Consider the following 19,132-nt stretch of genomic DNA (forward strand, 5'->3'; position numbering starts at 1 on the left):
CAATTCCCCGTGGAGAGACGGTGGCCCCCTCCCCCGGAGGGGGCCACCGCCGGGCCCGCCGGGGGCCGGCGTGTGCTAGACGAAGTTCTTGTCGATCAGCATGTGCAGCACGTTGACGTGGAAGTCCGGGAAGTCCATCGGGACGATGCCGAACCGGGCCCGCTGCTCGGTGCGGGCCTTCAGGTACGGGTAGACGGTCTGGTCCATCAGGGTCTGTGCGTTGCTCTTGGGCCAGTTGCCGTTGGCGAAGCTGATGAAGTTGACGAACATCTGCGAGGAGCCCGGGTTCAGGAAGGCCTTGTCGAACTGGGCGACGATGTACTTCCCCTTCTTGACCAGCGGGAAGGTCTCGTCGATCTGCCAGACGTCCTGGGTGTCGAAGTAACTGTTCTGACTGCTGGACCAGTTGATCAGGCCCCAGTCGTTGGCGAAGTCGGCGAGCAGCACGACCTTCCCGCGGGCGGCGTCGATCGTGGGCCAGCCGTAGAAGTGGAACAGGCTGCGGAAGCCCAGTTCGTTGAAGTAGTAGTTGACCCGCCGGCGGAACTCGACCTCGTCGAGCGCCTGGCCGCCGGCGTTCTCGTTCTTCAGCCGCATCACGACGGTCTCGGAGGGGTGCGCCTGCAGGAAGGAGCGGCACTGGTTGAGCACGTCCTGGAGCCGGATGTACTGGTAGGCGTTGGAGTGGTAGATCCCGAGCTCGTTGGGCGCGCCCTGCAGGCCGTTGCAGCGGATGTCGAGGAAGCGGATGCCCTCCTGCAACTGCTGGGTGATGCCCCAGTTCTGGGTGTGCGACCACTCGGTGCCGTAGTTGGGGTTCTCGCAGCAGGAGTCGTGGGTGCCCGGGATCGTGAGGCTGCGCAGGGGCACGCCGTCCTTGATGTAGCGCATCCAGCTGTCGGTCGGCATCCCGCGCGGGGTGGTCCGGGCGCCGGCCCAGGCGGTGGAGGGCAGGGCCAGGCCGCCGAGGCCGGCGACGGCCGCCGCACCGCCGACTCCCGCGCTCCACCTGAGAAGGTCACGACGTGCTATGCCCATGGTGTGGCTCCTTCGGCCTTCCGTTCGGCGGCGCGTTGCGCGCCCCTCTCCTGCGAACGTGCCCACCGCGCGGGCGGGTTCACCCCCCGGCCGGGGCCCGGTTCACCGTCGCCGGCGCACGGTCGGTCCACCGGCGCGCGGCCGGGCCCGGGTGGGCCCGGCGCGGCGCCCTCAGTGCCGCCAGCCGGGGGCGGTGGCGACGGCCTTGAGCTGATTGGTCGTCAGAGCCGGTTTTCCGGGCGTCATCTGGGTCTCGTCGGCGCCGTTCCACTGCGACACCCGCACCCGCGTCCCGTCGGCCTGCCGCACCTCCACGCTCCACAGCACCGTCGGCCCGCCGCCCGACTTCGTCGCACCGCTCTCGCGCACCAGCACGCTCGACCCGTCGGCGGTGTGCGACAGCGCCCCCGGCTCGGCGTCCGCCTCGAAGCCCGCGCGCCCGCCGCCGTCCGTGTCCGGGCCTGGCGTCACGGAGACGGACAGCATGCTGGTGCGCCCCTCCAGCGTGACCGAGACGTGCGCCCGGCCCGGGACGTGCTGCGCCGCGCCGCTGTCGGTGCGCGTGCCGGCCGGCAGCGCGCCCGCCACGGTGGCGAGGATGCGCTCCGGTTCGGGGCCCTGGGGCTCCGGTGTCCGGCCCTGGGCGGCGCCGGCCGGGCTCGTGCCGGGGCTGCCGGGCTGGGCGAAGAGCGGGTCCCAGGCGCTGCTGGTGGCGGCCGCGACGAGCTGGTCGTCGCTAAGCGGCGGCTCCTCACGGCTCAGCGGCGGACCGAAGCTGGTCGAGTTGACCTCCCAGATCTGCACCTGCCGGCCGTCCGCACCGGTGTAGGTGGCCTGCCACTTGCGCACCTTCATCGGTTCGACGGGCTTCAGCTTGGCGACCACCACGATCGAGCCGTCCGGGCGCACCGTCCGCTCGCACGCCTCGGTCGGCGCCTCGACCGGGTCGGGGCACTCGGTGCCCCACGTCGAGGCGCGGATCGGCAGGGTGGCCCGGTTCACGGACAGGGTCACCATCCCGGCGCCGTGACCGTCGTCGTAGATCAGGTGCGCCGTCGGCGCCAGCCCCGGCACCGGCCCGTCGTTGCTTCCGCTGCCGCCCGCGGCGGTGACCTGGCCGGGCGGCAGCACCGCGGTGAGGGTGTCCGCCATGAACGCGGCGGTGATCCGCTCGGGCCAGCCGCCGGCGGGCGCGGCGGGGGCGATGTCGGTCGGCGCCGCCCAGGGCCGCAGCGCCACCGCGGCCACGGCGGCCAGCGCCACCACGCCCGCGCTGCCGGCCAGCGCCGCCTTCCGGCGCCGGGCCCGGCGCCAGCGCCGCTCGGCGCCGTCGGCCAGCAGCGCGCCGGGCGGGTCCGGAGCCAGGTCGGCCGCGTCCCGGAGGATCCGGGCGAGCTGTTCGTCGTGCGCGTCAAGGGACATGCCGGTACTCCGCTTCCTCGTCGGTGGTGGGTGCCCGGGCGGTCGGTCCGGGCCCGGGGGTCCGCTCGTCAGGAGCGGGTGGGTGCTCAGGAGCGGGCGGGTGCTCAGGAGCGGGCGCTCGGGAGCAGGTGGGTGCTCAGGAGCGGGCGAGGTCGTCCAGCTCGGCGCCCAGGACGGCGCGCAGCCGGGTCAGGGCCCGGGCGCTGCGCGAGCGCACGGCGCTGACGCTGATGCGCAGCGCCGCGGCGGTCTCCTCGACGCTGCGGTCCTCCCAGAAGCGCAGGACCAGGACCGCCCGGTCGTGGGCGGGCAGTTCGCCCAGCGCGCGCAGCAGGGTGACCCGCAGGGCGGGGTCGGGGTCGCTGACGGCGGCTTCGGCGAAGGTGTCGGTCACGTGCTCGGCGCTGCTGCGCCGGCGGCGGTGGGAGAGGAAGGCGTTCACCAGGACGGTCTGGGCGTACCCGGCGGGGTTGTCCAGGCGCGCTATGCGGCGCCATTTGCCGTACAGCTTGCCGAGGGCCTCCTGGGCGAGGTCCTCGGCGAGGTGTGCGTCGCCGCCGGTGAGCAGGAAGGCGGTCCTGACCAGGTGGCGCCCCCGTGCCGCGGCGAACTCCCGGAAGTCGAGCGGTTCGCCGCCCGGCTCCGGGCTCTTCGTGGTTGTGCGGTGCATGTCTGTCTAACGCGGTGGGGGCCCGATCACGTCGCAGGTGGCCTTCTCGCCGGGCCGCCCGTGTGCCGTTTCGTCCTCGCGCGTCCCCGTCCTCGTCCTCGTCCTCGACGGCGGCACCGTCACCACCGACCGCATCACCGCCCTGCCCCGCCACCGTAGTGCCCTCCCACTCGTCCGGCACGGTCAGCAACGGGGATCGCGTATCAGGGGCCCTTCCTCAGGGCGAGGAGATCGTCAGTCGTCATACGTCAGGCGCTCGTAGCGCAGCCCCTTGCGGAGCAGGTCGACGATGCGCAGCACCTCGGGCGCCCGGGCGGATCCGAGGCCGATCAGGTAGCAGCCGGTGCGGTGCCCGTACTCCCAGTCCACCTCGATGGAGGGCAGCGTCACCCCGCCCAGGGCGAGCACGGTGGTCAGGTCGTCCAGGGCGTCGGCGGCCTGGCGGCGCTGGTCGGCGGTCACGCGGTTCAGGGCGGATCCCATCACGCCCCCAGGGGGCGCGGCGGCTCGAACTGCCGCCACGCGCTGAACGCCGCGTCGAAGGACGTGAACCCGCTGAGCTCCCCGGAGGGTTGGCGCAGCCACTCCCCCACCCGCTCGTTGCGCACCCGGTAGCACCGCCCCTCGGGGTCCCACCGGACCCCGTAGCCGTGGAGCTCGGGCGCTTGGTCATGAGCCATGAGGACGGAACCCTCCGCGATCGTTCTTTCACTTTCCGTGCACATGGTGGCCCTGGGTCGCCTAGCATCGGAAGTGAAATGCGACTTGCCGGTGGGCCGGCCGCGAGTTGGGGGTTGCCATGAACAAGAAGACCATCGACCCGACGTCATCCCCGTGGGCTGCCTTCGGAGTCCAACTCCGCAGGTCGCGAGAGGCCGCTGGGCTCACCCAGCTCCAGCTGTCGAAGAAGGTGGACTGCACCGCCTCCCACCTCTCCTACGTCGAACTTGCGCAGCGGCCGCCGAGCCTGAAGCTGGCGGAACTCGCCGACCAGGAGCTGAAGACCGGCGGCACGCTGACGCTCATGTACTGGCAGCTCAAGCACACGGCGCTACACGAGGGCTTCCCGGAGTACGTCAACTACGAGTCACGTGCAGAGCAGATCCGTGTCTTCGAAATCAACGTCATCCCTGGAATCCTGCAGACTCGCGCCTACGCGACCGCAGTCGAGGTCGGATACGCCCGGCAAGGCAACGCGACGCAGGAGAAGGCCGAGGAGCGTGTCGAGTTCCGGTTGGCTCGGCAGCAGGTTCTGGACCGCGATCCGCCGCCGGTTCTGCACGCGGTGCTGGACGAGAGCTGCCTCAAACGGCTGATCGGCGGGCGAGACGTCATGGTCGAGCAGCTGCTCCACCTTGAACGACTCGCTGACCGCTCGAACATCGTCATTCAGGTGGCACCGCACGAGTTGGGAGAGCGGCTGCCATTCACTCGCATGATCCACCTCCTTACCATGCCCAGCCGCAAAGTTCTCGCGTATGGCGAGACCGAGCAGCGTGGCTACATCGACCGTGACCTTCAGTCAGTTGCGGCGGTGACCAAGGGCTACGATCGGCTCGGGGTCGAGTCCATGAACCAGGCCGACTCATTGGCCATGATCCGTATGGTCCGGAGGGATCTCGAATGGACGTCGAACTGACCAACACCCACTGGCGCAAGAGCACCTACAGCAGCAGTGGCGGTGCATGCATCGAAGTCGCCGACGGCTTCCCCGGCGTGATGCCCGTCCGGGACTCCAAGGACCCCGAGGGCCCCGCCCTCCTCTTTCACTCCTCCGCCTGGCAGTCCTTCGTCACCGCCGTCCGCGCGGGCGAGTTCGACGCATAGCCCAAACAACTCCCGGTGCTCGACGTGGGAAGTCGTCCTCGCCGACTTCCCACTCCTGGACGGCCGATTCCACGGACTCACTGGGCGTGGGCGGTCAGCGCACGCACGGCTGGCCGCCCGGTGCGGCTCGGCGGCGTACCCTGTGCGGCATACACATTCTCGATGACCCCACTGTGTCGCCCCGGCTCCGGGACTTCCTCGAGCCACGTGCGCGGCGGCATACGCCGATGTCTCCCGACCGGATCAGGCAGGAGACGACGACCGTCGACGACGCCGGCTTCGAGCATCCCGCGGAGACCTCGATCGTGGACGCGATGGTCCGGTTCGAGGAACGCTACGGCGGCCTGTTCTACTCAGCGCGGGGCGGCAACCCCGACGAGTACGGTCTGGACGGGGTTCCGTCCGCCCACTGGACGTCCCACGGCTGGGCCTTCCCCGGAATCCTCGACGGCCCCGGGACCGTCCGGGTGGACGTCCTCGCGGACGGCCGCACCGCGATACCGGTGCCGGGGTCGGCGCACAGGGTGCTCAACAGCAGCGTCGAGCAGCGGCTGGAGGCCGACGCCCTGTTGGCGAGCGTGTACCGGTGGCCGCACCTCGTCCTGCGGACCACCACCGGCCTCGGAGTGGCCCCGCGCGTCGCCGAGGAACACCTGCCACCTCGCGTACCGGAGGCGACCGGCCCCGCCGACACGTGGTGGTTCGACGGCAGGTGGGCCTTCCACCTGGAGCTCTACAGCTGGTGGACGCCGCGGACACTCCGTGACACCTGGATCGTGCGCTGCTTCGCACGGGACGGCGCGGGTCTCGACCGAGCCGAATCCGCCCTGCGGGCCGCAGTCCCCGCACTCACCACCGCCCCCTTCGACTGGTGCTCGCTCTGCGGCCGGGCCCTGGACGCGGGCCGCTCCTGCTCCCCCGTCCTTCCGTCGGCAGAACGGTAGGAGCTCGCACAGCAGCGGCGTTCGGCCCCGCTGTTTGCGTCCCCCTGCCCGCAGGGGAAGTCGGCCCCGCCGACTTCCCGCTCCCCGCCTTGTGCTTCATCGTGTTGCCGGTGGCGGTAGTGAGCGGCGATGGAGCCGGCCGTCGAGGTAGGCGACGACCTTTCGGAACTCGCGGGGACAGCCCGTCGATGGCGGTCCTGGTGTTCTGCTCACGGTGCCGGCGCGGGAGGCCGGCCCGGATCCGGCCGGGCCGGTTACGCGGCACGGACCTTTCGGGCGGTCGTCATGCCGCCCGTGCGGCCACGGCCTCGACCGGGGACACGCACGATCGACGCACGGCAAGCGCTGTCATCCCGCCGCGGCCGTCAACCGACCGGGCCGGTGAGGGTCTCGATGTCCGGGGGCGAACCGGCCTCACGCTGCCACGTGAGGCGCACCAGCGCGTCCGAAGGCGGCACCCCGCGCGACACCGCCGACACGAACGCCCGGACGTCCTGCAGTCCGAGTAGCGGTGCCTGGCGGCGGAGGTGGCGCAGGGCCGCCGTGGTTCCGGAGGAGCGAAGGAGCTCCTGGAGAGCGATGACCAGCGGGTCGGACGGCGTTCCCCCTCGGGCCTGCCGGAGGTAGAGCTCCTCCCAGCCCCCGCCCATCGCGGTGGCCGGGACGTGGTGGATGCTGCCGTCGTACCGGTCCACCAGGTAGGGGCCGCTGCCGGCCAGGCTGTCGCGCGGATCGCGGGTGCGCGCGTACTGGGCCGAGTTCCAGAGGACGAGCCAGCCGACCGCGTGCTCCTCCATCTCGCAGACGACCGGCTCGGAGAGCGGCCCCGCCCATGTCGGCCGCTCGTCGGCCAACAGCGACTCGACGAGCTCGGCGGCGCGTTCCTCGGAGATCACGCCCTCGTCATTCACCACAGGTCAACCGGGTTTCCGGCCCGGAGTCCGGGCCGTTCGTCAGTCGACGACGACGGCCATCCGGCCGTAGGTGGCGTAGCCGTTCTCGAAGTCCCGCTCGGAGACGGTCGTGCGGCCGCGGGCGGGGTCGTTGATCGACACCGTCCCGTTGCCGAACCCGGTGACGACGACGGCGTGTTCGGCCGGTCCGGCGTACAGGACCTTGACGTCGTCGTAGGCGGTGTAGGTGGTCGACCTGAGGTGGCGCCACAGGTAGTCGACCCAGACGATGGCGGGGTGCCCGGCCGCCAGGGCGTCCTTGAGCGTCTGGACCGCGATGCCCGAACCGGACTGGTCCACGGTGAGCCCGTAGGCGCGGGCGGCGTTCGCCACCGGCGGGGCGTACACGCCGAAGCCGGTCCCGTCGACCTCCGAGCCGTCCGGGTCGCCGACGAAGGCCACGTTCGGGTCGCCGGAGAGCGGGCCGGAGTGCCCGAACTCGGGGTGGTCCCGGTCGACGCCGATCTTGTCCAGGACGTCCTGGTCGTCGGTCTTCACGCCGCGTGCGGCCAGGACCATGCGCAGGGCCGTCGCCTCGCAGTCGTTGTTGAGCTGCTGGGCGTAGAAGGGCACCGAGGTGGCCGCGACGGCGCCGGTGGCCACCGCGGTCCCGGTGCCGGCCGCCAGGACCGCGCCGACAAGGGCGGCAGTACAGGCCACTCGCGCGCTCGCAATGATCTTCACGGGCCCGACGCTACAAACCCCGGATGCTCCGCGCAGCCGCTACGACTCGAACGGGTGACGGGCGGCCGGGCCGGGGCGCGGCCGACGCGACACGGGAAGTCGGCCCCGTCGACTTCCCACTCCCGAGGGGCCCTGGGCAGCGTGATCACCCGTCGAGCCGGTCTCCGGGCACCGCGGTGCGCAGCCGTTCCAGAGCTGGCTGCGTTCGGGCTCGGGCGTTCAGGCCGTGGCCGTCGAGTGCGCGGATCAGGACATCGTCGTCGGCGAACCAGCGCGCGCCGCGTCCCACGGCCGGGAGTTCCCGCAACCGCTGCGTCAGGCCGGTCTCCTCGGCGTCGGCCTCCAGGAAGTCGGTGAAGCCTCCGTCGAACAGCACCGTCTCGGTCATCACCATGGCGATGCAGGCCACGGTCAGGCTCGGCTCCCAGGGCTCCCACCGCTCGCGCGTCGTGTCGGCGAGGTCCGCGCGGATCACGGTGCCGGGGCGAGGACGTGCAGCTCGTCGGGGCGCAGCAGTGTGTCGTGGTTGGCGGTGAGGTCGCTGCGCCGGCCCAGGAGCAGGTACGTCTCGCGCAGGGCGGCCGGCAGAGCCAGGCCCAGGCGGTGCTCGCAGGCCGCGAGCTGCTCGGCGCTCCAGCCGTCCCCTGGCCACAGGGGCTGGTGCCAGGAGGCCGCGAAGTCGGCGATGAACCGCCCGGTCTGGGCGCGGTCGGTCAGCGCTGCGGGCAGGCGGGTGTGGATGTCGAAGGCCCCGGTCATGCCCCGCACCCTACGCAGCGGTGCGGACGGACGGCGCCGGTGCGGGGACGAGGCCTTGAAGGGGCGGTCCTCGCGCGGTCCTCGCGCGGTCCTCGCGCAGGTCAGTCGACGGTGCGGGTGGTGCTGCCGCGGGCCTGAAGGTTCCAGGTGATGACCCGTCGGGGGTGGACGCGCAGGATGTCGTGGCTGAAGTGGTCGGGTGCCACGGGGGGCACGTCGACGGTGAGGGTCTCGGCGTGGCCCCGGATCTCGACGCCGCGGCCCCAGCCGGGCGCGACCGGGTCGTCGGCGGGGGCGAGGTCGTCCACCAGGACGGAGACTTCGGGGCGGGCCTGGGCGTTGCGGTACTTGCGGCTGCGGGCCATCGCGGGCCCGCCGATGTCGATGGTGCCGTCGGCGTTGAGGCGGAAGCCCACCGGGCGGACCTGGGGGCCGCCGTCGGGGCCGGTGGTGGCCAGGCGGGCCAGTGGCTGGGCGGTGAGGTAGGCGCGTTCTGTCTCGGTGAAGATCACGTACCCGACCGTAGGAGCTCAAGCGCCCTTGAGGTCAAGGCCGCCGGGGCCGGCGGCACGGACTCCGGTCGGGTGTGACTCAGGCCACACCGCGGGGGCGATGAGTTCCGGTCGGTGTCCCGGTCCTATCTGTGGAACACCGCCACCGCGGAGATCTTCTCGCTCGACACCGATGGGACCATCTGATCATGACCAACACCGTGAAGGGCCCCGCCAGCTACTTCCCCTCGATCGAGAAGAAGTACGGCCGGCCGATCGCCTACTGGCAGGACCTCGTCCGCACCTCCCCGCTCACCAAGCACATGGAGCTCGTCGCCTGGCTCAAGTCCGAGCACGGCCTCGGCCACGGCCACGCCAACGCCCTGGTCGCCCACGCCCTGGCCGAGAAGCAGGCCTGACGCCCCCTCATCCGGCGACTCCCCCCGGGGCCGGGGCCGCTGCCCGGTCCGGCAGGACCACCACTCGCTCGATGCCCAGCCGCCCGCCGACACCTGCGGCACGGGAAGTCGGCCCCGCCGACTTCCCGCTCCCCCGCCGCCCTGGAGCCGTCCGTCATCGGCCTTCCAGGGGATCAGTGCACGGCCGGCCGGCTGCCGGGGCGCACTCCCCGGCCGGGAGGAGGCCGGGGAGGGACGTGCTCGGCGCGGGCCCGGACCCCGCCGGCGCCGGTCACGCCGGGATCATTGCACCGGGTCGGGAGTGCCTTGCGTCAGTGCGGTGCGGCAGCGGGCCACCTGCTCGGCGACCAGGTCCATGAACCAGCGCATGACCTCGTACGGGACGACGTGTTCGTCATGGCCGTGCACGTGGACCGTCGGCTCCAGGTCGGGATCCTCGTCGGGTATGACGGCCACCAGGAAGGCGGCCCCGGGCAGGTGGGTCTCGGCGCCGGGGATCCCGGCCCACGAGGCCGGCGCGGGCACGCTTCGCTCAGTTCCACGCACCAGGCGTCGTCCGGCAGGGCGTAGTGGAACCGGACGGCGTAGTGACGGCCTGCGTGCTCTCGAAGCTCCGACATGCCCGCAGGCTGCCACAGTTACGGAAGCGCCCCCCCCCGGGGGCGGGAACCCGCTCGCGATGGCGATCGGCGTCGCAGGGCGATCGCCGCTGCGGCGCGGCCCGGCGTGCGCGCCTCGATGCGGCGGCCGGGGTGGTCAGGCGGGTTGCCAGAGTTCGATGCGGTTGCCCTCGGGGTCGGTGACCCAGGCGAAGCGGCCGATGCCGTCCATGTCCTGGATGTCGTCGGCGACGTCGGCGCCCTTGGCGCGCAGTTGGGCGAGCATGGCGTCGAGGTCGCGGACGCGGAAGTTGAGCATGGTCTGCTGGGCGCGGGAGCCGAAGTAGTCGGTGCCCGCGTCGAAGGTGGCCAGCACGGTGGGGCCCGCCTCCTGGCGCCACAGGCCGTGTTCGTCGGTGTCCAGACCCAGGCAGTCGCGGTACCAGGCGTTGAGGGCGGAGGGGTCTGCGGCGCGCAGGAAGTAGCCGCCGATGCCCAGCACGTGTTCCATGGCGCCATCCTGCCAGGGCGGCGGCCGGCCGGGGCCGAGGCGGCGTCGGACGGCGCGCTCGGGCGGGCAGGGCGCTCAGGCCGGCGGCGCGCTCGGGCGGGCGGCGCGCTCGGGCGGGCGGGGCGCTCAGGCGGGCGGGGTGGCGGCGAGAAGGGCGTCGAGGAGGCCGGGGAAGCGGGCGTCGAGGTCGGTGCGGCGCAGGCTGACGAAGCGGTTGCGCCCGGCGACGCGGGTGGTGGTGACGCCGGCCTCGCGCAGGACGCGCATGTGGTGGGAGACGGTCGACTTGTGGAGGTGTTCGAGGCCGAGGTCGCGGGGGGCGCAGGAGTGTTCGGCGCCGTCGGCGTAGCTGAGCAGCAGGGTCATGCGGACGGGGTCGCCGAGGGCGTGCAGGACCGTGACGAGGTCGATGTCGGCGGTGTCGGGCTGGGGCAGCCGCTCGTCGTCGGGCATGGCGGTGGTCCTCACGGGGCGGTGGCGGGCGGTGGCCGGCGGGTGGCGATGGTTTGACAATCATCCACCCGTCCCTGATTGTTTGACGAGTATCGAACTGTTGCATGGTGATCAAACGATCCGGGGGGTCCTTCCGTGCCCGTACGCCTGCTCCTGCTCGCCCTCGGCACCTTCGCCGTCGGCACCGACTCGATGGTGGTGGCCGGCATCCTCGCCCCGGTGGCCGCCGACCTCGGCGTATCGGTGCCCGCCGCCGGCCAGCTGGTCACCGTCTTCGCCCTCGGCTACGCCCTGCTCGCCCCGGTCCTGGCCACGCTCACCGCCCGCTGGCCGCGCCGGCGCCTGCTGCTGACCGGACTCACCGTGTTCGGCGCGGCCAACGCCCTCAGCGCGCTCGCCCCCACCTACGACCTGCTCCTGGCCACCCGGGTGCTGGCCGCGGGCGGTGCCGCGCTGTACACGCCCACCGCCAACGCCGTGGCCACCGCCCTGGTCGCCCCCGAACGGCGCGGACGGGCGCTGGCGACCGTCCTGGGCGGGATGACGGTGGCCACCGCGCTGGGCGTGCCGCTGGGCACCTGGGTGGGGCGCACCGACTGGCGGCTGACGATGTGGCTGGTCACCGCCCTGGGCGCGGCCGCGCTGGCCGGGATCGCGCTGCTGCTGCGCGAGCTGCCCGCACCGAGCGCCGCGGTGGGGCTGCGCGACCGTCTGGCGCCGCTCGGCCGGCCCCGGGTGCTCGGGGCCGCGGCCACCACCCTGGTGTTCTTCCTGGCCTTCCAGTGCGTCTACATCTACCTGTCCACCGCCGTGGCGGGCGCCACCGGCGGCGACGCGGGGCGGCTGAGCCTGGTGCTGCTGACCGCGGGCGTGATGTCGGTGGCGGGCAGCTGGCTGGGCGGGCGCCTGGTGGACCGGGTCGGGGTGCGCCGCGTGCTGCTGGCCGGCTCGGCGGCGGCCGCGGCGACGTTCGCGGCCCTGCCGTGGTTGGGGCGCAGCATGCCGGGGGCGCTGGTGTACGCGGTGGTGGTGCCGTTGGCGGGGTGGGCGGTGTCGGTGGCGCTGCCGCACCGGTTGGCGTCGATCGATCCGGGCAGTGCGCCGCTGCTGATCTCGTTGAACAGCAGTGCGCTGTACCTGGGGACGGCGGCCGGGGGTGTGGCGGGCAGTTGGGCGATCGCGGTGCTGGGCGGGCGGTGGTTCCCGTTGGCGGCGGCGGGGCTGGCGCTGGTGGCGGCGGGGGTCGCGGCGGCGACCACGCGGGACGCGGCGGCGGGGGCGCCGGCAGCGGCGGAGGCGGGCGCGGCAGCGGCGTAGCGGCCGGGGCCGGCGCCGGGGCCGGCGTACGGGCCCGGGTGCGCCCGTGCCCCGGGCCGGGGGTCCGGTCCGGGGCACGGGCGGTAAGCGGTGCGCGGTGCGCGGTGCGCCGCGGGGAACGCGCGGTGCGGGTCAGGCGCCGAGGACCTCGCCGACCAGGGTGCGGGCCTCGTCCTGGACGCGGGCGAGGTGGTCGTCGCCGAGGAAGGACTCGGCGTAGATCTTGTAGACGTCCTCGGTGCCGGAGGGGCGGGCCGCGAACCAGGCGTTGTCGGTGCAGACCTTGATGCCGCCGATGGGCGCGCCGTTGCCGGGGGCGTCGGCCAGGACGGCGGTGATCGCCTCGCCGGCGAGTTCGCCGGCGCTGACGCGCTCCGGGGACAGCCGGGCCAGGCGGGCCTTCTGCTCGCGGTCGGCGGGGGCGTCGACGCGGGCGTAGGAGGGGGCGCCGTGGCGGGCGGTCAGCTCGCGGTAGTAGGCGCTGGGGGTGGCGCCGGTGACGGCGGTGATCTCGGAGGCGAGCAGGGCCAGCAGGATGCCGTCCTTGTCGGTGGTCCACACGCCGCCGTCGCGGCGCAGGAAGGAGGCGCCGGCCGACTCCTCGCCGCCGAAGGCGATGGAGCCCTCCAGGAGGCCGTCGACGAACCACTTGAAGCCGACCGGCACCTCCAGCAGGTCGCGCTTGAGGTCGGTGGCGACGCGGTCGAGCATCGAGGAGGAGACCAGGGTCTTGCCGACGGCCGCGTCGGCGGGCCAGTCCTGGCGGTGGCGGTAGAGGTAGTCGACGGCGACCGCGAGGTAGTGGTTGGGGTTCATCAGGCCGCCGTCGGGGGTGACGATGCCGTGGCGGTCGGCGTCGGCGTCGTTGCCGGTGGCGATGGCGTACTCGGCGCGGCGCCCGATGAGGGAGGCCATCGCGGCGGGCGAGGAGCAGTCCATGCGGATCTTGCCGTCCCAGTCCAGCGTCATGAACCGCCAGGTCGGGTCGGTGACCGGGTTGACGACGGTGAGGTCCAGGCGGTGGGTTTCGGCGATGCGCGCCCAGTAGTCCACCGAGGCGCCGCCGAGCGGGTCGGCGCCGATGCGCAGGCCCGCGGCGCGCACCGCGTCCAGGTCCAGCACGGCGGGCAGGTCCTCGACGTAGGTGCCCAGGAAGTCGTGGCGCCCGGTGGTCGCGGCGGCCAGCGCCCGCGCGTAGGGGACGCGCTTGACGCCGCGCAGGCCCTCGCGGATCAGCTCGTTGGCGCGGTCCTGGATCCAGCCGGTGGCCTCGGAGCCGGCCGGCCCGCCGCTGGGCGGGTTGTACTTGAAGCCGCCGTCGCGCGGCGGGTTGTGCGAGGGGGTCACCACGATGCCGTCGGCCAGCGCCTTGGGGCTGCGGCGGTTGTGGGCCAGGATCGCGTGCGAGACCGCGGGGGTGGGCGTGTAGCCGTCGGCGGCGTCCAGCAGGACGTGCACGCCGTTGGCGGCCAGCACCTCCACCGCGGTGACCTTGGCCGGCTCGGACAGAGCGTGGGTGTCGGCGCCCAGGAACAGCGGCCCGGCGATGCCCTGTTGGGTGCGGTACTCGCAGATCGCCTGCGTGGTCGCGGCGATGTGGTCCTCGTTGAACGCGGCGTCCAGCGAGGAGCCGCGGTGCCCGGAGGTGCCGAACGCCACCCGCTGGGCGGCCTCCTGCGGGTCGGGGTGCAGCGCGTAGTACGCCGTCACCAGCCGCGCCACATCCACCAGGTCCTCCGGCTGCGCCGGCTGCCCGGCCCGTGCGTGTGCCATCCGTCTTCTCCCGCCAACTTCCCGGTCGCGTCCTTGCCCCGTGCTCACCGATCGTAGCCAGAACGCGACCGTGCCCCGTACCCGGCGGGCGGGACGGGGACACGAACGGGACGCGAACGGGACGCGGACGGCGCGTCGACGGGCATGCGGACGCAGCCCCGCAGGGCCCGTGCGGGGCCGTCCGTACCCGCGCGGGGCCGTGCGTGCCGGGCCGTGCGTGCCGGGCCGTGCGTGCCGGGTGGTGCGGCCCGGGTGGTGCGGCCCGGGTGTCAGGCCGGCAGCTGCTGGCGGAAGGCGTCCAGGGCGGGGGCGGTGGTGGTGGCGAGGAACTCGGTGACGGTGTACGCGACCAGGCCCTCGCGGGAGAACGGGTCGGTGCGGGTGAGTTCCTCGATCGCGGCGCGGTCCTCGCCCAGGGCGATGATCACCCCGCCCTCGCGCGGCACCTTGCGGCCCGAGGCGAGGAAGGTGCCCGCCTCGTAGTGCGCGTGCAGCCACTGCACGTGCTGCGGCAGGACGGCGTCGATGCGCTCCAGCGGGGCGGTGTACGTCAGCTCCAGTACGAACATGCGACCAGGCTAGCCAGCACCCCGCGCGCCCCGGGCACCAGGGGGCGCGGACGCGGCGGCGCGGACGCGGCGGCGCGAGGTGGTGAACGCGCGGTGGGCGAGGGCGGATTCGAACCGCCACAGCCGGAGCGGGGGCTTTACAGGCCCTTGGGCTCTCCAGTGCCCAGCTCGCCCGGGAGATCCCGACTCCCTTGCCCGGCAGGCACGCAGGACGCACCAGGGGGCGGGGAGGGGAAGGAGGACGGGGGTGCGCGACGCGGGGCGGGCGCGGCGGACGGCAGGCCGCGGACGGGCCGTCAGCGTGCGGCGCGGGCGCGCGGGGAGCGGCGATAACGGCGGCCACGGGTGGTCGTGGTGGTCATGGCGGGCTCCTTCCTTCGCGGCGCGGGCGGCGCACGGTGTCGCCGGCCACCACGATGCCGCTTCACCGGCGGGAGCGGCAACGGGTTTTCCGCACCGGGGCTCCCGGCGGGCGGCGCAGCGGCCGCGGGAGGGTGGCGAGGCGGCGCAGGGCGGTGCGGTGCGGGGGCGGCGGGAGGGTGCCGGGTCCCATCCTGGCAGGTCGCGGGGGGTTTCGGTAGGACGCAGCGCACGCGGATCGTGTCTTGTCGCCGGGGGCGCGCCGGCCGCAGACTCGTCGGCATCCACTCCTGCGGCCACGCGCCGGCCACCCCGTCCACGGGGGGCCGGTGTGCGTGCGTGTCGTGCTGCGCCCGGGCGGCAGGCGGTGGGCGGTGGGCGGACGAAGGGGGTGTCTGACAATTCGCGTCGGATCAGCGGGCGGTGTCGGGGTGCGTGCATCGCAAGGCGGAGGAGGGAGTCCATGCGGAGCATCGGCGACTGACGACAACGCGGCGAGGTGCGTGCCCCGGCACCGCCCGCCCGGCGGGAATTGTCAGACACCCCCTACGGGGGTTGTGCGGGTGTCGGTGCACGGGGATCTGGTGCTGAGGGCGCGGATGCGGTTGTTGAGTCACGACGGGCGGGTGCTGCGGGGGCGGGAGGGCCTGTGGGTGTACCGGGTGCTGTTCGGGGTGAGCCCGCAGGTGTACGGCTCCAAGCTCGCCCACGTGTTGGTGGAGGCGAGCGGGTGGGCGCAGGTGGCGGGGCGGACGGCGGCGCGGCGGGCGCTGCTGGAGGAGGCGGTGGCGGCGGCGGGGGTACTGGAGGTGGGGCATCCGTTCCGGGCGAAGGTGCTGGGGCGGGCGCTGGAGGCGCTGGCCGCACTGGAGCAGCAGGAGCAGCAGGAGCAGCAGGGGCAGCACGGGCCGCAGGGGCGGCAGGGGTCGCAGGGGCGGGCGGGGTGGTAGGTGGTTGCGGGGTGATTGCGGTACAACAATCCGTATTTGACGACTGATCGGAGAAGTCTGGTATGAGCGGGTCGCAACTGTCGCGGCGGGCGGTGCTCGCGGGTGCGGGGGCCGCGGTGATCGGGTGGAGCACCGCCCGGGGGGCCTGGGCGGTGGAGGAGGGGGGCGACGTCGCGCGGCTGCCCGTGCTGGACGGGTCGGTGACGCTGTCCGGCGAGGGCCTGGAGCGGTTCGCCGGGGACTTCGGGCACCTGGTGTCCCAGCGGCCGCGGGCGGTGCTGCGGCCGGGCTCGGTGCGCGACGTGCAGCGGGTGGTGGCGTTCGCGCGCCGTCACGGGATCCCGGTGGCGGTCAACGGGCAGAGCGGGGACGCGGGCACGGCCGGGGCGGCGGGGCTGGAGTCGCACTCCAGCTTCGGGCAGGCCAACCCGCGCGGCGGGATCGCGGTCGACGCGCGCGGCCTGTCGCGGATCGTGTCGGTGGGCCCGGGGCGGGCCGTGGTGGAGGCCGGGGCGACGTGGGCGCAGCTGACGGACGCGGCGCTGGCGGTGGGGTGGATGCCGCCGTGTCTGACGGACTACCTGCACCTGTCGGTCGGGGGGACGCTGAGCGTGGGCGGGATCGGCGGTGGGGTGCAGCGGTACGGGTTGCAGGTGGACACGGTGGAGTCGGTGGACGTGGTGACCGGCACGGGTGAGCTGGTGACGGCCTCGCGGGCGGTGAACCGGGAGCTGTTCGAGGCGGTGCTGGCCGGTGGCGGGCAGGTGGGGATCATCGTGCGGGCGCAAGTGCGGCTGGTGCCGGCGCGGGAGCGGGCGCACGTGTTCTCGCTGTTCTACGACGATCTGGGGGCGTATCTGGCGGACCAGGAGCGGGTGATGGCGCAGGGGCGGTTCGACCTGCAGGTGGGTGACGTGCAGCGCAGCGCGGACGGGTCGCGGTGGCGGTACAAGGCGGAGCTGGTGGCGTTCGCGGACGCGGGGCGGCCGGTGGATGCGGGGGCGTTGTTGGCGGGGCTGCGTCCGGTGGCGGGTGAGACGCAGGTGGTGGAGCAGAGCTGGCGGGAGTACGCGTTCCGGGTGGACGCGTTCGCGGGGTACCTGCGGGCGGCCGGGTTGTGGGGGCTGGCGAAGCCGTGGCTGAGCCTGTTCCTGCCGGCGTCGCGGGCGCGGGTGTTCATGGAGGAGGCGGCGCGGGTGCTGTCGGCGCAGGACCTGGGGGCGGGGTTGTTGTTGTTCTACCCGTACGCGCGTTCGCGGGTGGGGGCGCCGTTGGCGGTGTTGCCGCGGGAGGAGGTGGGCTGGCACTTCGACCTGTTGGCGTTCCCGGGGCCGGGGGCGGACACGGGGGCGATGCTGGAGCGCAACCGGCGGTTGTACGAGCGGGCGGTGGAGCTGGGTGGGAAGCGGTACCTGATCGGGGCGGTGCCGGGGATGACGGGGGCGGACTGGCGGCGGCACTACGGCGGGTTGTGGGGGCGGGTGGTGGAGGCCAAGCGGCGGTGGGATCCGGCGGGGATCCTGACGCCGGGTCAGGGGATCCACGCGTCCTGAGGCGGCGACGTCGGTGCCGGGGCCCCGGCCGTGTTGCGCGGCCGGGCCCCGGGGGGCGGGCCGGCCCGGGGCCCGGGCGGCCGGGGCCCGGGGGCCGGGCGGCCGGGGCCCGGGGGCCGGGCGGCCGGGGCCCGGGGGCCGGGGGCCGGGTCAGGCGATCTCCATCTGGGCCATCATGCCCATCGCGGAGTGGTCGAGCAGGTGGCAGTGGTAGGGGTAGCGGCCGCGGTAGGAGTCGAAGACGGCCTGCAGGCGCACGCTCTCGCCGGGCAGCAGGCGCACGGTGTCCTTGAGGCCGGCCTCCGCGGGTGAGGGGGCGGCGCCGTTGCGGGCCAGGACGCGGAACTGCACCAGGTGCAGGTGGAAGTTGTGCGGGACGTCCTTGTTGGCGTTGACGACCGTCCAGATCTCCGAGGTGCCGTGGGCCACCCGGGCGTCGACGCGGGCCGGGTCGTAGACCTTGCCGTCGATCAGGCCGCGGGGTTCGGCACGCCCGTCCTCGTCGACCTGCAGCACCACGGTGCGTTCGCGGGCGGGCGCCGGCAGGGCGGGCAGGGTGCGCAGCACGGCCGGGACGGAGCTGGGGTCGTGGGCGGGGCGGGTGATGTCGAAGCGCAGGACCTGGCCGACGTGTTCGGTGGGGCCGGGCGGCAGGGTGTTGGTGAGGGCGATGCTGCTGCCCACCGGGTAGCGGGAGAAGTCGATGACGACGTCGGCGCGTTCGCCGGGCGACAGGTCGACGGTGTCGGTCAGGTGGGGGCGTTCGAGCAGGCCGCCGTCGGAGCCGATCTGGGTGATGGGGCCGCCGTCGGCCAGGCGCAGGGAGAAGAAGCGCAGGTTGGAGGAGTTGAGCAGGCGCAGGCGGTACTTGCGGGCGGCGACGTCGACCTTGGGCCAGGGGCGGCCGTTGGCGAGGATGGTGGTGCGGTTGAAGGGGTCGTCCATGCGGTAGACGAGGTTGCCGTCGGTGTCGAAGCGGGCGTCGCGCAGGGCGATGGGCAGGTCGTACTGGCCGGAGGGCAGCGGCAGGGCGCGTTCGGTCTCGTCGGTGAGCAGGTAGAAGCCGGCCAGGCCCCGGTAGACGTGTTCGGACTCCAGGTGGTGGGCGTGGTCGTGGAACCACAGGCTCGCGTGGGCCTGGTCGTTGGGGTAGGTGTAGGTGCGGGTGCGGCCGGTGGCGAGGAGGTTCATCGGGTCGCCGTCGCTGTCGGTGGGCACCCGGGCGCCGTGCAGGTGGACGGAGACGCCCTCGTCGAGGAGGTTGGTGTGGCGCACCATGACGGGGCGTCCGGAGCGGGCGCGGATGACGGGGCCGGGGAAGGAGCCGTTGTAGGTGAGGACGTCGGTGCGCAGGCCGGGCAGGATGCGGGCGGAGGCCCGCAGCATGGTCATGGTGTAGGTGTCGGTGCCGCCGGCGGTGGAGACCGGGGTGAGCAGCGGGGGCACGGGCATGGCGGTGGTGAACTTGGGGGCGAGGGCCGGTCCGGCGTCGGGGCCGGGGTCGTCCTGGGGGGTGGCGCCGTGGGTGTGGGCGTCGGCCTGGTCCTGGGTGCGGGCCGCGACGGTCTGGGCGGAGGCGGCCGGGCGCACGGTGGTGCGCATGAGCAGGACCCCTCCCCCGGTCGCCAGGGCGGCGCCGATCATCCTGCGTCTGGTCACCATGGTGTGTCCTCCTGCTCGCTGCCGGGTGCCGGGGGGCGGCCGGGTGCCCGGGGCCCGTTCGCCTGTCCGCCCGCTGCCCGGGCGGGTGCGGTCCGGGCCGGTGGCGCCCCGGGGCCGTCTTCGCCGTCTTCCAGGGGGTGATTGCAGCAGCGGTTCCTAGCGCGCGGTTGGGGTCCGG

The 19,132-nt window shown here is 73.7% G+C and carries 23 protein-coding genes and 1 tRNA gene; 7 read left to right on the plus strand and 17 right to left on the minus strand.

From position 1 onward, the window contains the following. Positions 1–75: 75 nt before the first annotated feature. The 5 genes from ACFYUY_RS24365 to ACFYUY_RS24385 form a co-directional block, all read right to left on the minus strand. Positions 76–1,038, minus strand: a complete 963-nt coding sequence (locus tag ACFYUY_RS24365; protein ID WP_360206854.1) for a phosphatidylinositol-specific phospholipase C — start codon at positions 1,036–1,038, stop codon at positions 76–78. Between the two features lie 171 nt (positions 1,039–1,209). Then, a complete protein-coding gene (locus ACFYUY_RS24370; RefSeq protein ID WP_387903611.1) occupies positions 1,210–2,460 on the minus strand; it encodes a hypothetical protein in 1,251 nt (416 codons plus the stop codon). Positions 2,461–2,596: 136 nt separating this feature from the next. Beyond that, the gene (locus ACFYUY_RS24375; RefSeq protein ID WP_360206848.1) at positions 2,597–3,130 is read right to left on the minus strand and encodes a SigE family RNA polymerase sigma factor; all 534 of its coding nucleotides are present in this window, start codon (positions 3,128–3,130) and stop codon (positions 2,597–2,599) included. Between the two features lie 234 nt (positions 3,131–3,364). Continuing rightward, positions 3,365–3,592, minus strand: a complete 228-nt coding sequence (locus ACFYUY_RS24380) for a hypothetical protein (protein WP_387903614.1) — start codon at positions 3,590–3,592, stop codon at positions 3,365–3,367. A 20-nt stretch (positions 3,593–3,612) separates the two neighbouring features. Next, complete coding sequence (locus ACFYUY_RS24385; protein WP_360206842.1) at positions 3,613–3,810, minus strand: hypothetical protein; 198 nt, start codon at positions 3,808–3,810, stop codon at positions 3,613–3,615. 119 nt (positions 3,811–3,929) lie between these two features. Between ACFYUY_RS24385 and ACFYUY_RS24390 the strand changes: the two genes are divergently transcribed. The 3 genes from ACFYUY_RS24390 (at position 3,930) to ACFYUY_RS24400 (ending at position 5,901) form a co-directional block, all read left to right on the plus strand. After that, a complete protein-coding gene (locus ACFYUY_RS24390; RefSeq protein WP_387903617.1) occupies positions 3,930–4,769 on the plus strand; it encodes a Scr1 family TA system antitoxin-like transcriptional regulator in 840 nt (279 codons plus the stop codon). Then, a complete protein-coding gene (locus tag ACFYUY_RS24395) occupies positions 4,754–4,957 on the plus strand; it encodes a DUF397 domain-containing protein (RefSeq protein ID WP_387903619.1) in 204 nt (67 codons plus the stop codon). The genes ACFYUY_RS24390 and ACFYUY_RS24395 overlap by 16 nt, the downstream gene beginning before the upstream one ends. A 227-nt stretch (positions 4,958–5,184) precedes the next feature. Continuing rightward, positions 5,185–5,901 carry a hypothetical protein gene (locus tag ACFYUY_RS24400; protein ID WP_387903622.1) on the plus strand — a complete coding sequence of 239 codons (717 nt, stop codon included), beginning with the start codon at positions 5,185–5,187 and terminating at the stop codon, positions 5,899–5,901. Positions 5,902–6,266: 365 nt separating this feature from the next. On the opposite strand, the gene ACFYUY_RS24405 is transcribed toward ACFYUY_RS24400, so the two are convergent. The 5 genes from ACFYUY_RS24405 to ACFYUY_RS24425 all read right to left on the minus strand — a co-directional run bounded on the left by ACFYUY_RS24405 (position 6,267) and on the right by ACFYUY_RS24425 (position 8,809). Next, positions 6,267–6,797 carry a YrhB domain-containing protein gene (locus ACFYUY_RS24405; RefSeq protein WP_387903624.1) on the minus strand — a complete coding sequence of 177 codons (531 nt, stop codon included), beginning with the start codon at positions 6,795–6,797 and terminating at the stop codon, positions 6,267–6,269. A gap of 57 nt (positions 6,798–6,854) precedes the next feature. Continuing rightward, on the minus strand, positions 6,855–7,538 hold the full coding sequence (locus ACFYUY_RS24410; protein WP_387903626.1) for a C39 family peptidase: 684 nt from the start codon (positions 7,536–7,538) through the stop codon (positions 6,855–6,857). 145 nt (positions 7,539–7,683) lie between these two features. Continuing rightward, positions 7,684–8,013, minus strand: a complete 330-nt coding sequence (locus ACFYUY_RS24415; protein ID WP_387903629.1) for a hypothetical protein — start codon at positions 8,011–8,013, stop codon at positions 7,684–7,686. Beyond that, positions 8,010–8,297, minus strand: coding sequence for a hypothetical protein (locus tag ACFYUY_RS24420; protein ID WP_387903632.1), 288 nt, complete (start codon positions 8,295–8,297; stop codon positions 8,010–8,012). Before ACFYUY_RS24420 ends, ACFYUY_RS24415 begins: the two co-directional genes overlap by 4 nt. 101 nt (positions 8,298–8,398) lie before the next feature. Further along, positions 8,399–8,809, minus strand: coding sequence for a PPOX class F420-dependent oxidoreductase (locus tag ACFYUY_RS24425; protein ID WP_387903634.1), 411 nt, complete (start codon positions 8,807–8,809; stop codon positions 8,399–8,401). A gap of 188 nt (positions 8,810–8,997) precedes the next feature. Here ACFYUY_RS24425 and ACFYUY_RS24430 point away from each other — a divergent pair, with 188 nt between their 5' ends. Continuing rightward, the gene (locus ACFYUY_RS24430) at positions 8,998–9,207 is read left to right on the plus strand and encodes a DUF4287 domain-containing protein (protein WP_387903637.1); all 210 of its coding nucleotides are present in this window, start codon (positions 8,998–9,000) and stop codon (positions 9,205–9,207) included. Between the two features lie 282 nt (positions 9,208–9,489). Here the strand turns inward: ACFYUY_RS24430 and ACFYUY_RS24435 are convergent, their stop codons facing one another. The 3 genes from ACFYUY_RS24435 to ACFYUY_RS24445 all read right to left on the minus strand — a co-directional run bounded on the left by ACFYUY_RS24435 (position 9,490) and on the right by ACFYUY_RS24445 (position 10,770). After that, positions 9,490–9,732, minus strand: coding sequence for a hypothetical protein (locus ACFYUY_RS24435; protein ID WP_387903640.1), 243 nt, complete (start codon positions 9,730–9,732; stop codon positions 9,490–9,492). A 231-nt stretch (positions 9,733–9,963) separates the two neighbouring features. After that, positions 9,964–10,317, minus strand: coding sequence for a VOC family protein (locus ACFYUY_RS24440; RefSeq protein ID WP_387903642.1), 354 nt, complete (start codon positions 10,315–10,317; stop codon positions 9,964–9,966). Between the two features lie 126 nt (positions 10,318–10,443). Then, positions 10,444–10,770, minus strand: a complete 327-nt coding sequence (locus tag ACFYUY_RS24445) for an ArsR/SmtB family transcription factor (RefSeq protein WP_387903645.1) — start codon at positions 10,768–10,770, stop codon at positions 10,444–10,446. A gap of 135 nt (positions 10,771–10,905) precedes the next feature. On the opposite strand from ACFYUY_RS24445, the gene ACFYUY_RS24450 reads away from it, so the two are divergent. Beyond that, positions 10,906–12,087, plus strand: a complete 1,182-nt coding sequence (locus ACFYUY_RS24450) for an MFS transporter (protein WP_387903648.1) — start codon at positions 10,906–10,908, stop codon at positions 12,085–12,087. A 132-nt stretch (positions 12,088–12,219) separates the two neighbouring features. On the opposite strand, the gene pgm is transcribed toward ACFYUY_RS24450, so the two are convergent. From pgm to ACFYUY_RS24465, 3 genes are all read right to left on the minus strand, one after another. Further along, a complete protein-coding gene (gene pgm, locus ACFYUY_RS24455; protein WP_360206806.1) occupies positions 12,220–13,860 on the minus strand; it encodes a phosphoglucomutase (alpha-D-glucose-1,6-bisphosphate-dependent) in 1,641 nt (546 codons plus the stop codon). A 269-nt stretch (positions 13,861–14,129) separates the two neighbouring features. Continuing rightward, a complete protein-coding gene (locus ACFYUY_RS24460; RefSeq protein ID WP_360206804.1) occupies positions 14,130–14,429 on the minus strand; it encodes a YciI family protein in 300 nt (99 codons plus the stop codon). 94 nt (positions 14,430–14,523) lie between these two features. Beyond that, positions 14,524–14,603 (minus strand) — tRNA-Tyr (locus ACFYUY_RS24465). A 785-nt stretch (positions 14,604–15,388) separates the two neighbouring features. Here ACFYUY_RS24465 and ACFYUY_RS24470 point away from each other — a divergent pair. Together ACFYUY_RS24470 and ACFYUY_RS24475 are read left to right on the plus strand one after the other, a co-directional pair. Beyond that, the gene (locus ACFYUY_RS24470; protein ID WP_387903651.1) at positions 15,389–15,739 is read left to right on the plus strand and encodes a hypothetical protein; all 351 of its coding nucleotides are present in this window, start codon (positions 15,389–15,391) and stop codon (positions 15,737–15,739) included. A 62-nt stretch (positions 15,740–15,801) separates the two neighbouring features. Beyond that, on the plus strand, positions 15,802–17,292 hold the full coding sequence (locus ACFYUY_RS24475; RefSeq protein ID WP_387903653.1) for an FAD-binding protein: 1,491 nt from the start codon (positions 15,802–15,804) through the stop codon (positions 17,290–17,292). 150 nt (positions 17,293–17,442) lie between these two features. On the opposite strand, the gene ACFYUY_RS24480 is transcribed toward ACFYUY_RS24475, so the two are convergent. Beyond that, complete coding sequence (locus ACFYUY_RS24480) at positions 17,443–18,954, minus strand: multicopper oxidase family protein (RefSeq protein WP_387903656.1); 1,512 nt, start codon at positions 18,952–18,954, stop codon at positions 17,443–17,445. Positions 18,955–19,132: the final 178 nt, after the last annotated feature.

Source organism: Kitasatospora sp. NPDC004745, from assembly GCF_042873275.1.
GTDB lineage: Bacteria > Actinomycetota > Actinomycetes > Streptomycetales > Streptomycetaceae > Kitasatospora.

Bases quoted from the DNA above. Each gene is read 5' to 3' on its own strand.
- ACFYUY_RS24420 (WP_387903632.1), bottom strand. From the start codon at position 8,297: ATGACCGGGGCCTTCGACATCCACACCCGCCTGCCCGCAGCGCTGACC.
- ACFYUY_RS24400 (WP_387903622.1), top strand. From the start codon at position 5,185: ATGTCTCCCGACCGGATCAGGCAGGAGACGACGACCGTCGACGACGCC.
- ACFYUY_RS24385 (WP_360206842.1), bottom strand. From the start codon at position 3,810: ATGGCTCATGACCAAGCGCCCGAGCTCCACGGCTACGGGGTCCGGTGG.
- ACFYUY_RS24460 (WP_360206804.1), bottom strand. From the start codon at position 14,429: ATGTTCGTACTGGAGCTGACGTACACCGCCCCGCTGGAGCGCATCGAC.
- ACFYUY_RS24370 (WP_387903611.1), bottom strand. From the start codon at position 2,460: ATGTCCCTTGACGCGCACGACGAACAGCTCGCCCGGATCCTCCGGGAC.
- ACFYUY_RS24430 (WP_387903637.1), top strand. From the start codon at position 8,998: ATGACCAACACCGTGAAGGGCCCCGCCAGCTACTTCCCCTCGATCGAG.
- ACFYUY_RS24375 (WP_360206848.1), bottom strand. From the start codon at position 3,130: ATGCACCGCACAACCACGAAGAGCCCGGAGCCGGGCGGCGAACCGCTC.
- ACFYUY_RS24480 (WP_387903656.1), bottom strand. From the start codon at position 18,954: ATGGTGACCAGACGCAGGATGATCGGCGCCGCCCTGGCGACCGGGGGA.
- ACFYUY_RS24440 (WP_387903642.1), bottom strand. From the start codon at position 10,317: ATGGAACACGTGCTGGGCATCGGCGGCTACTTCCTGCGCGCCGCAGAC.
- pgm (WP_360206806.1), bottom strand. From the start codon at position 13,860: ATGGCACACGCACGGGCCGGGCAGCCGGCGCAGCCGGAGGACCTGGTG.
- ACFYUY_RS24390 (WP_387903617.1), top strand. From the start codon at position 3,930: ATGAACAAGAAGACCATCGACCCGACGTCATCCCCGTGGGCTGCCTTC.
- ACFYUY_RS24395 (WP_387903619.1), top strand. From the start codon at position 4,754: ATGGACGTCGAACTGACCAACACCCACTGGCGCAAGAGCACCTACAGC.
- ACFYUY_RS24475 (WP_387903653.1), top strand. From the start codon at position 15,802: ATGAGCGGGTCGCAACTGTCGCGGCGGGCGGTGCTCGCGGGTGCGGGG.
- ACFYUY_RS24365 (WP_360206854.1), bottom strand. From the start codon at position 1,038: ATGGGCATAGCACGTCGTGACCTTCTCAGGTGGAGCGCGGGAGTCGGC.
- ACFYUY_RS24470 (WP_387903651.1), top strand. From the start codon at position 15,389: ATGCGGTTGTTGAGTCACGACGGGCGGGTGCTGCGGGGGCGGGAGGGC.
- ACFYUY_RS24445 (WP_387903645.1), bottom strand. From the start codon at position 10,770: ATGCCCGACGACGAGCGGCTGCCCCAGCCCGACACCGCCGACATCGAC.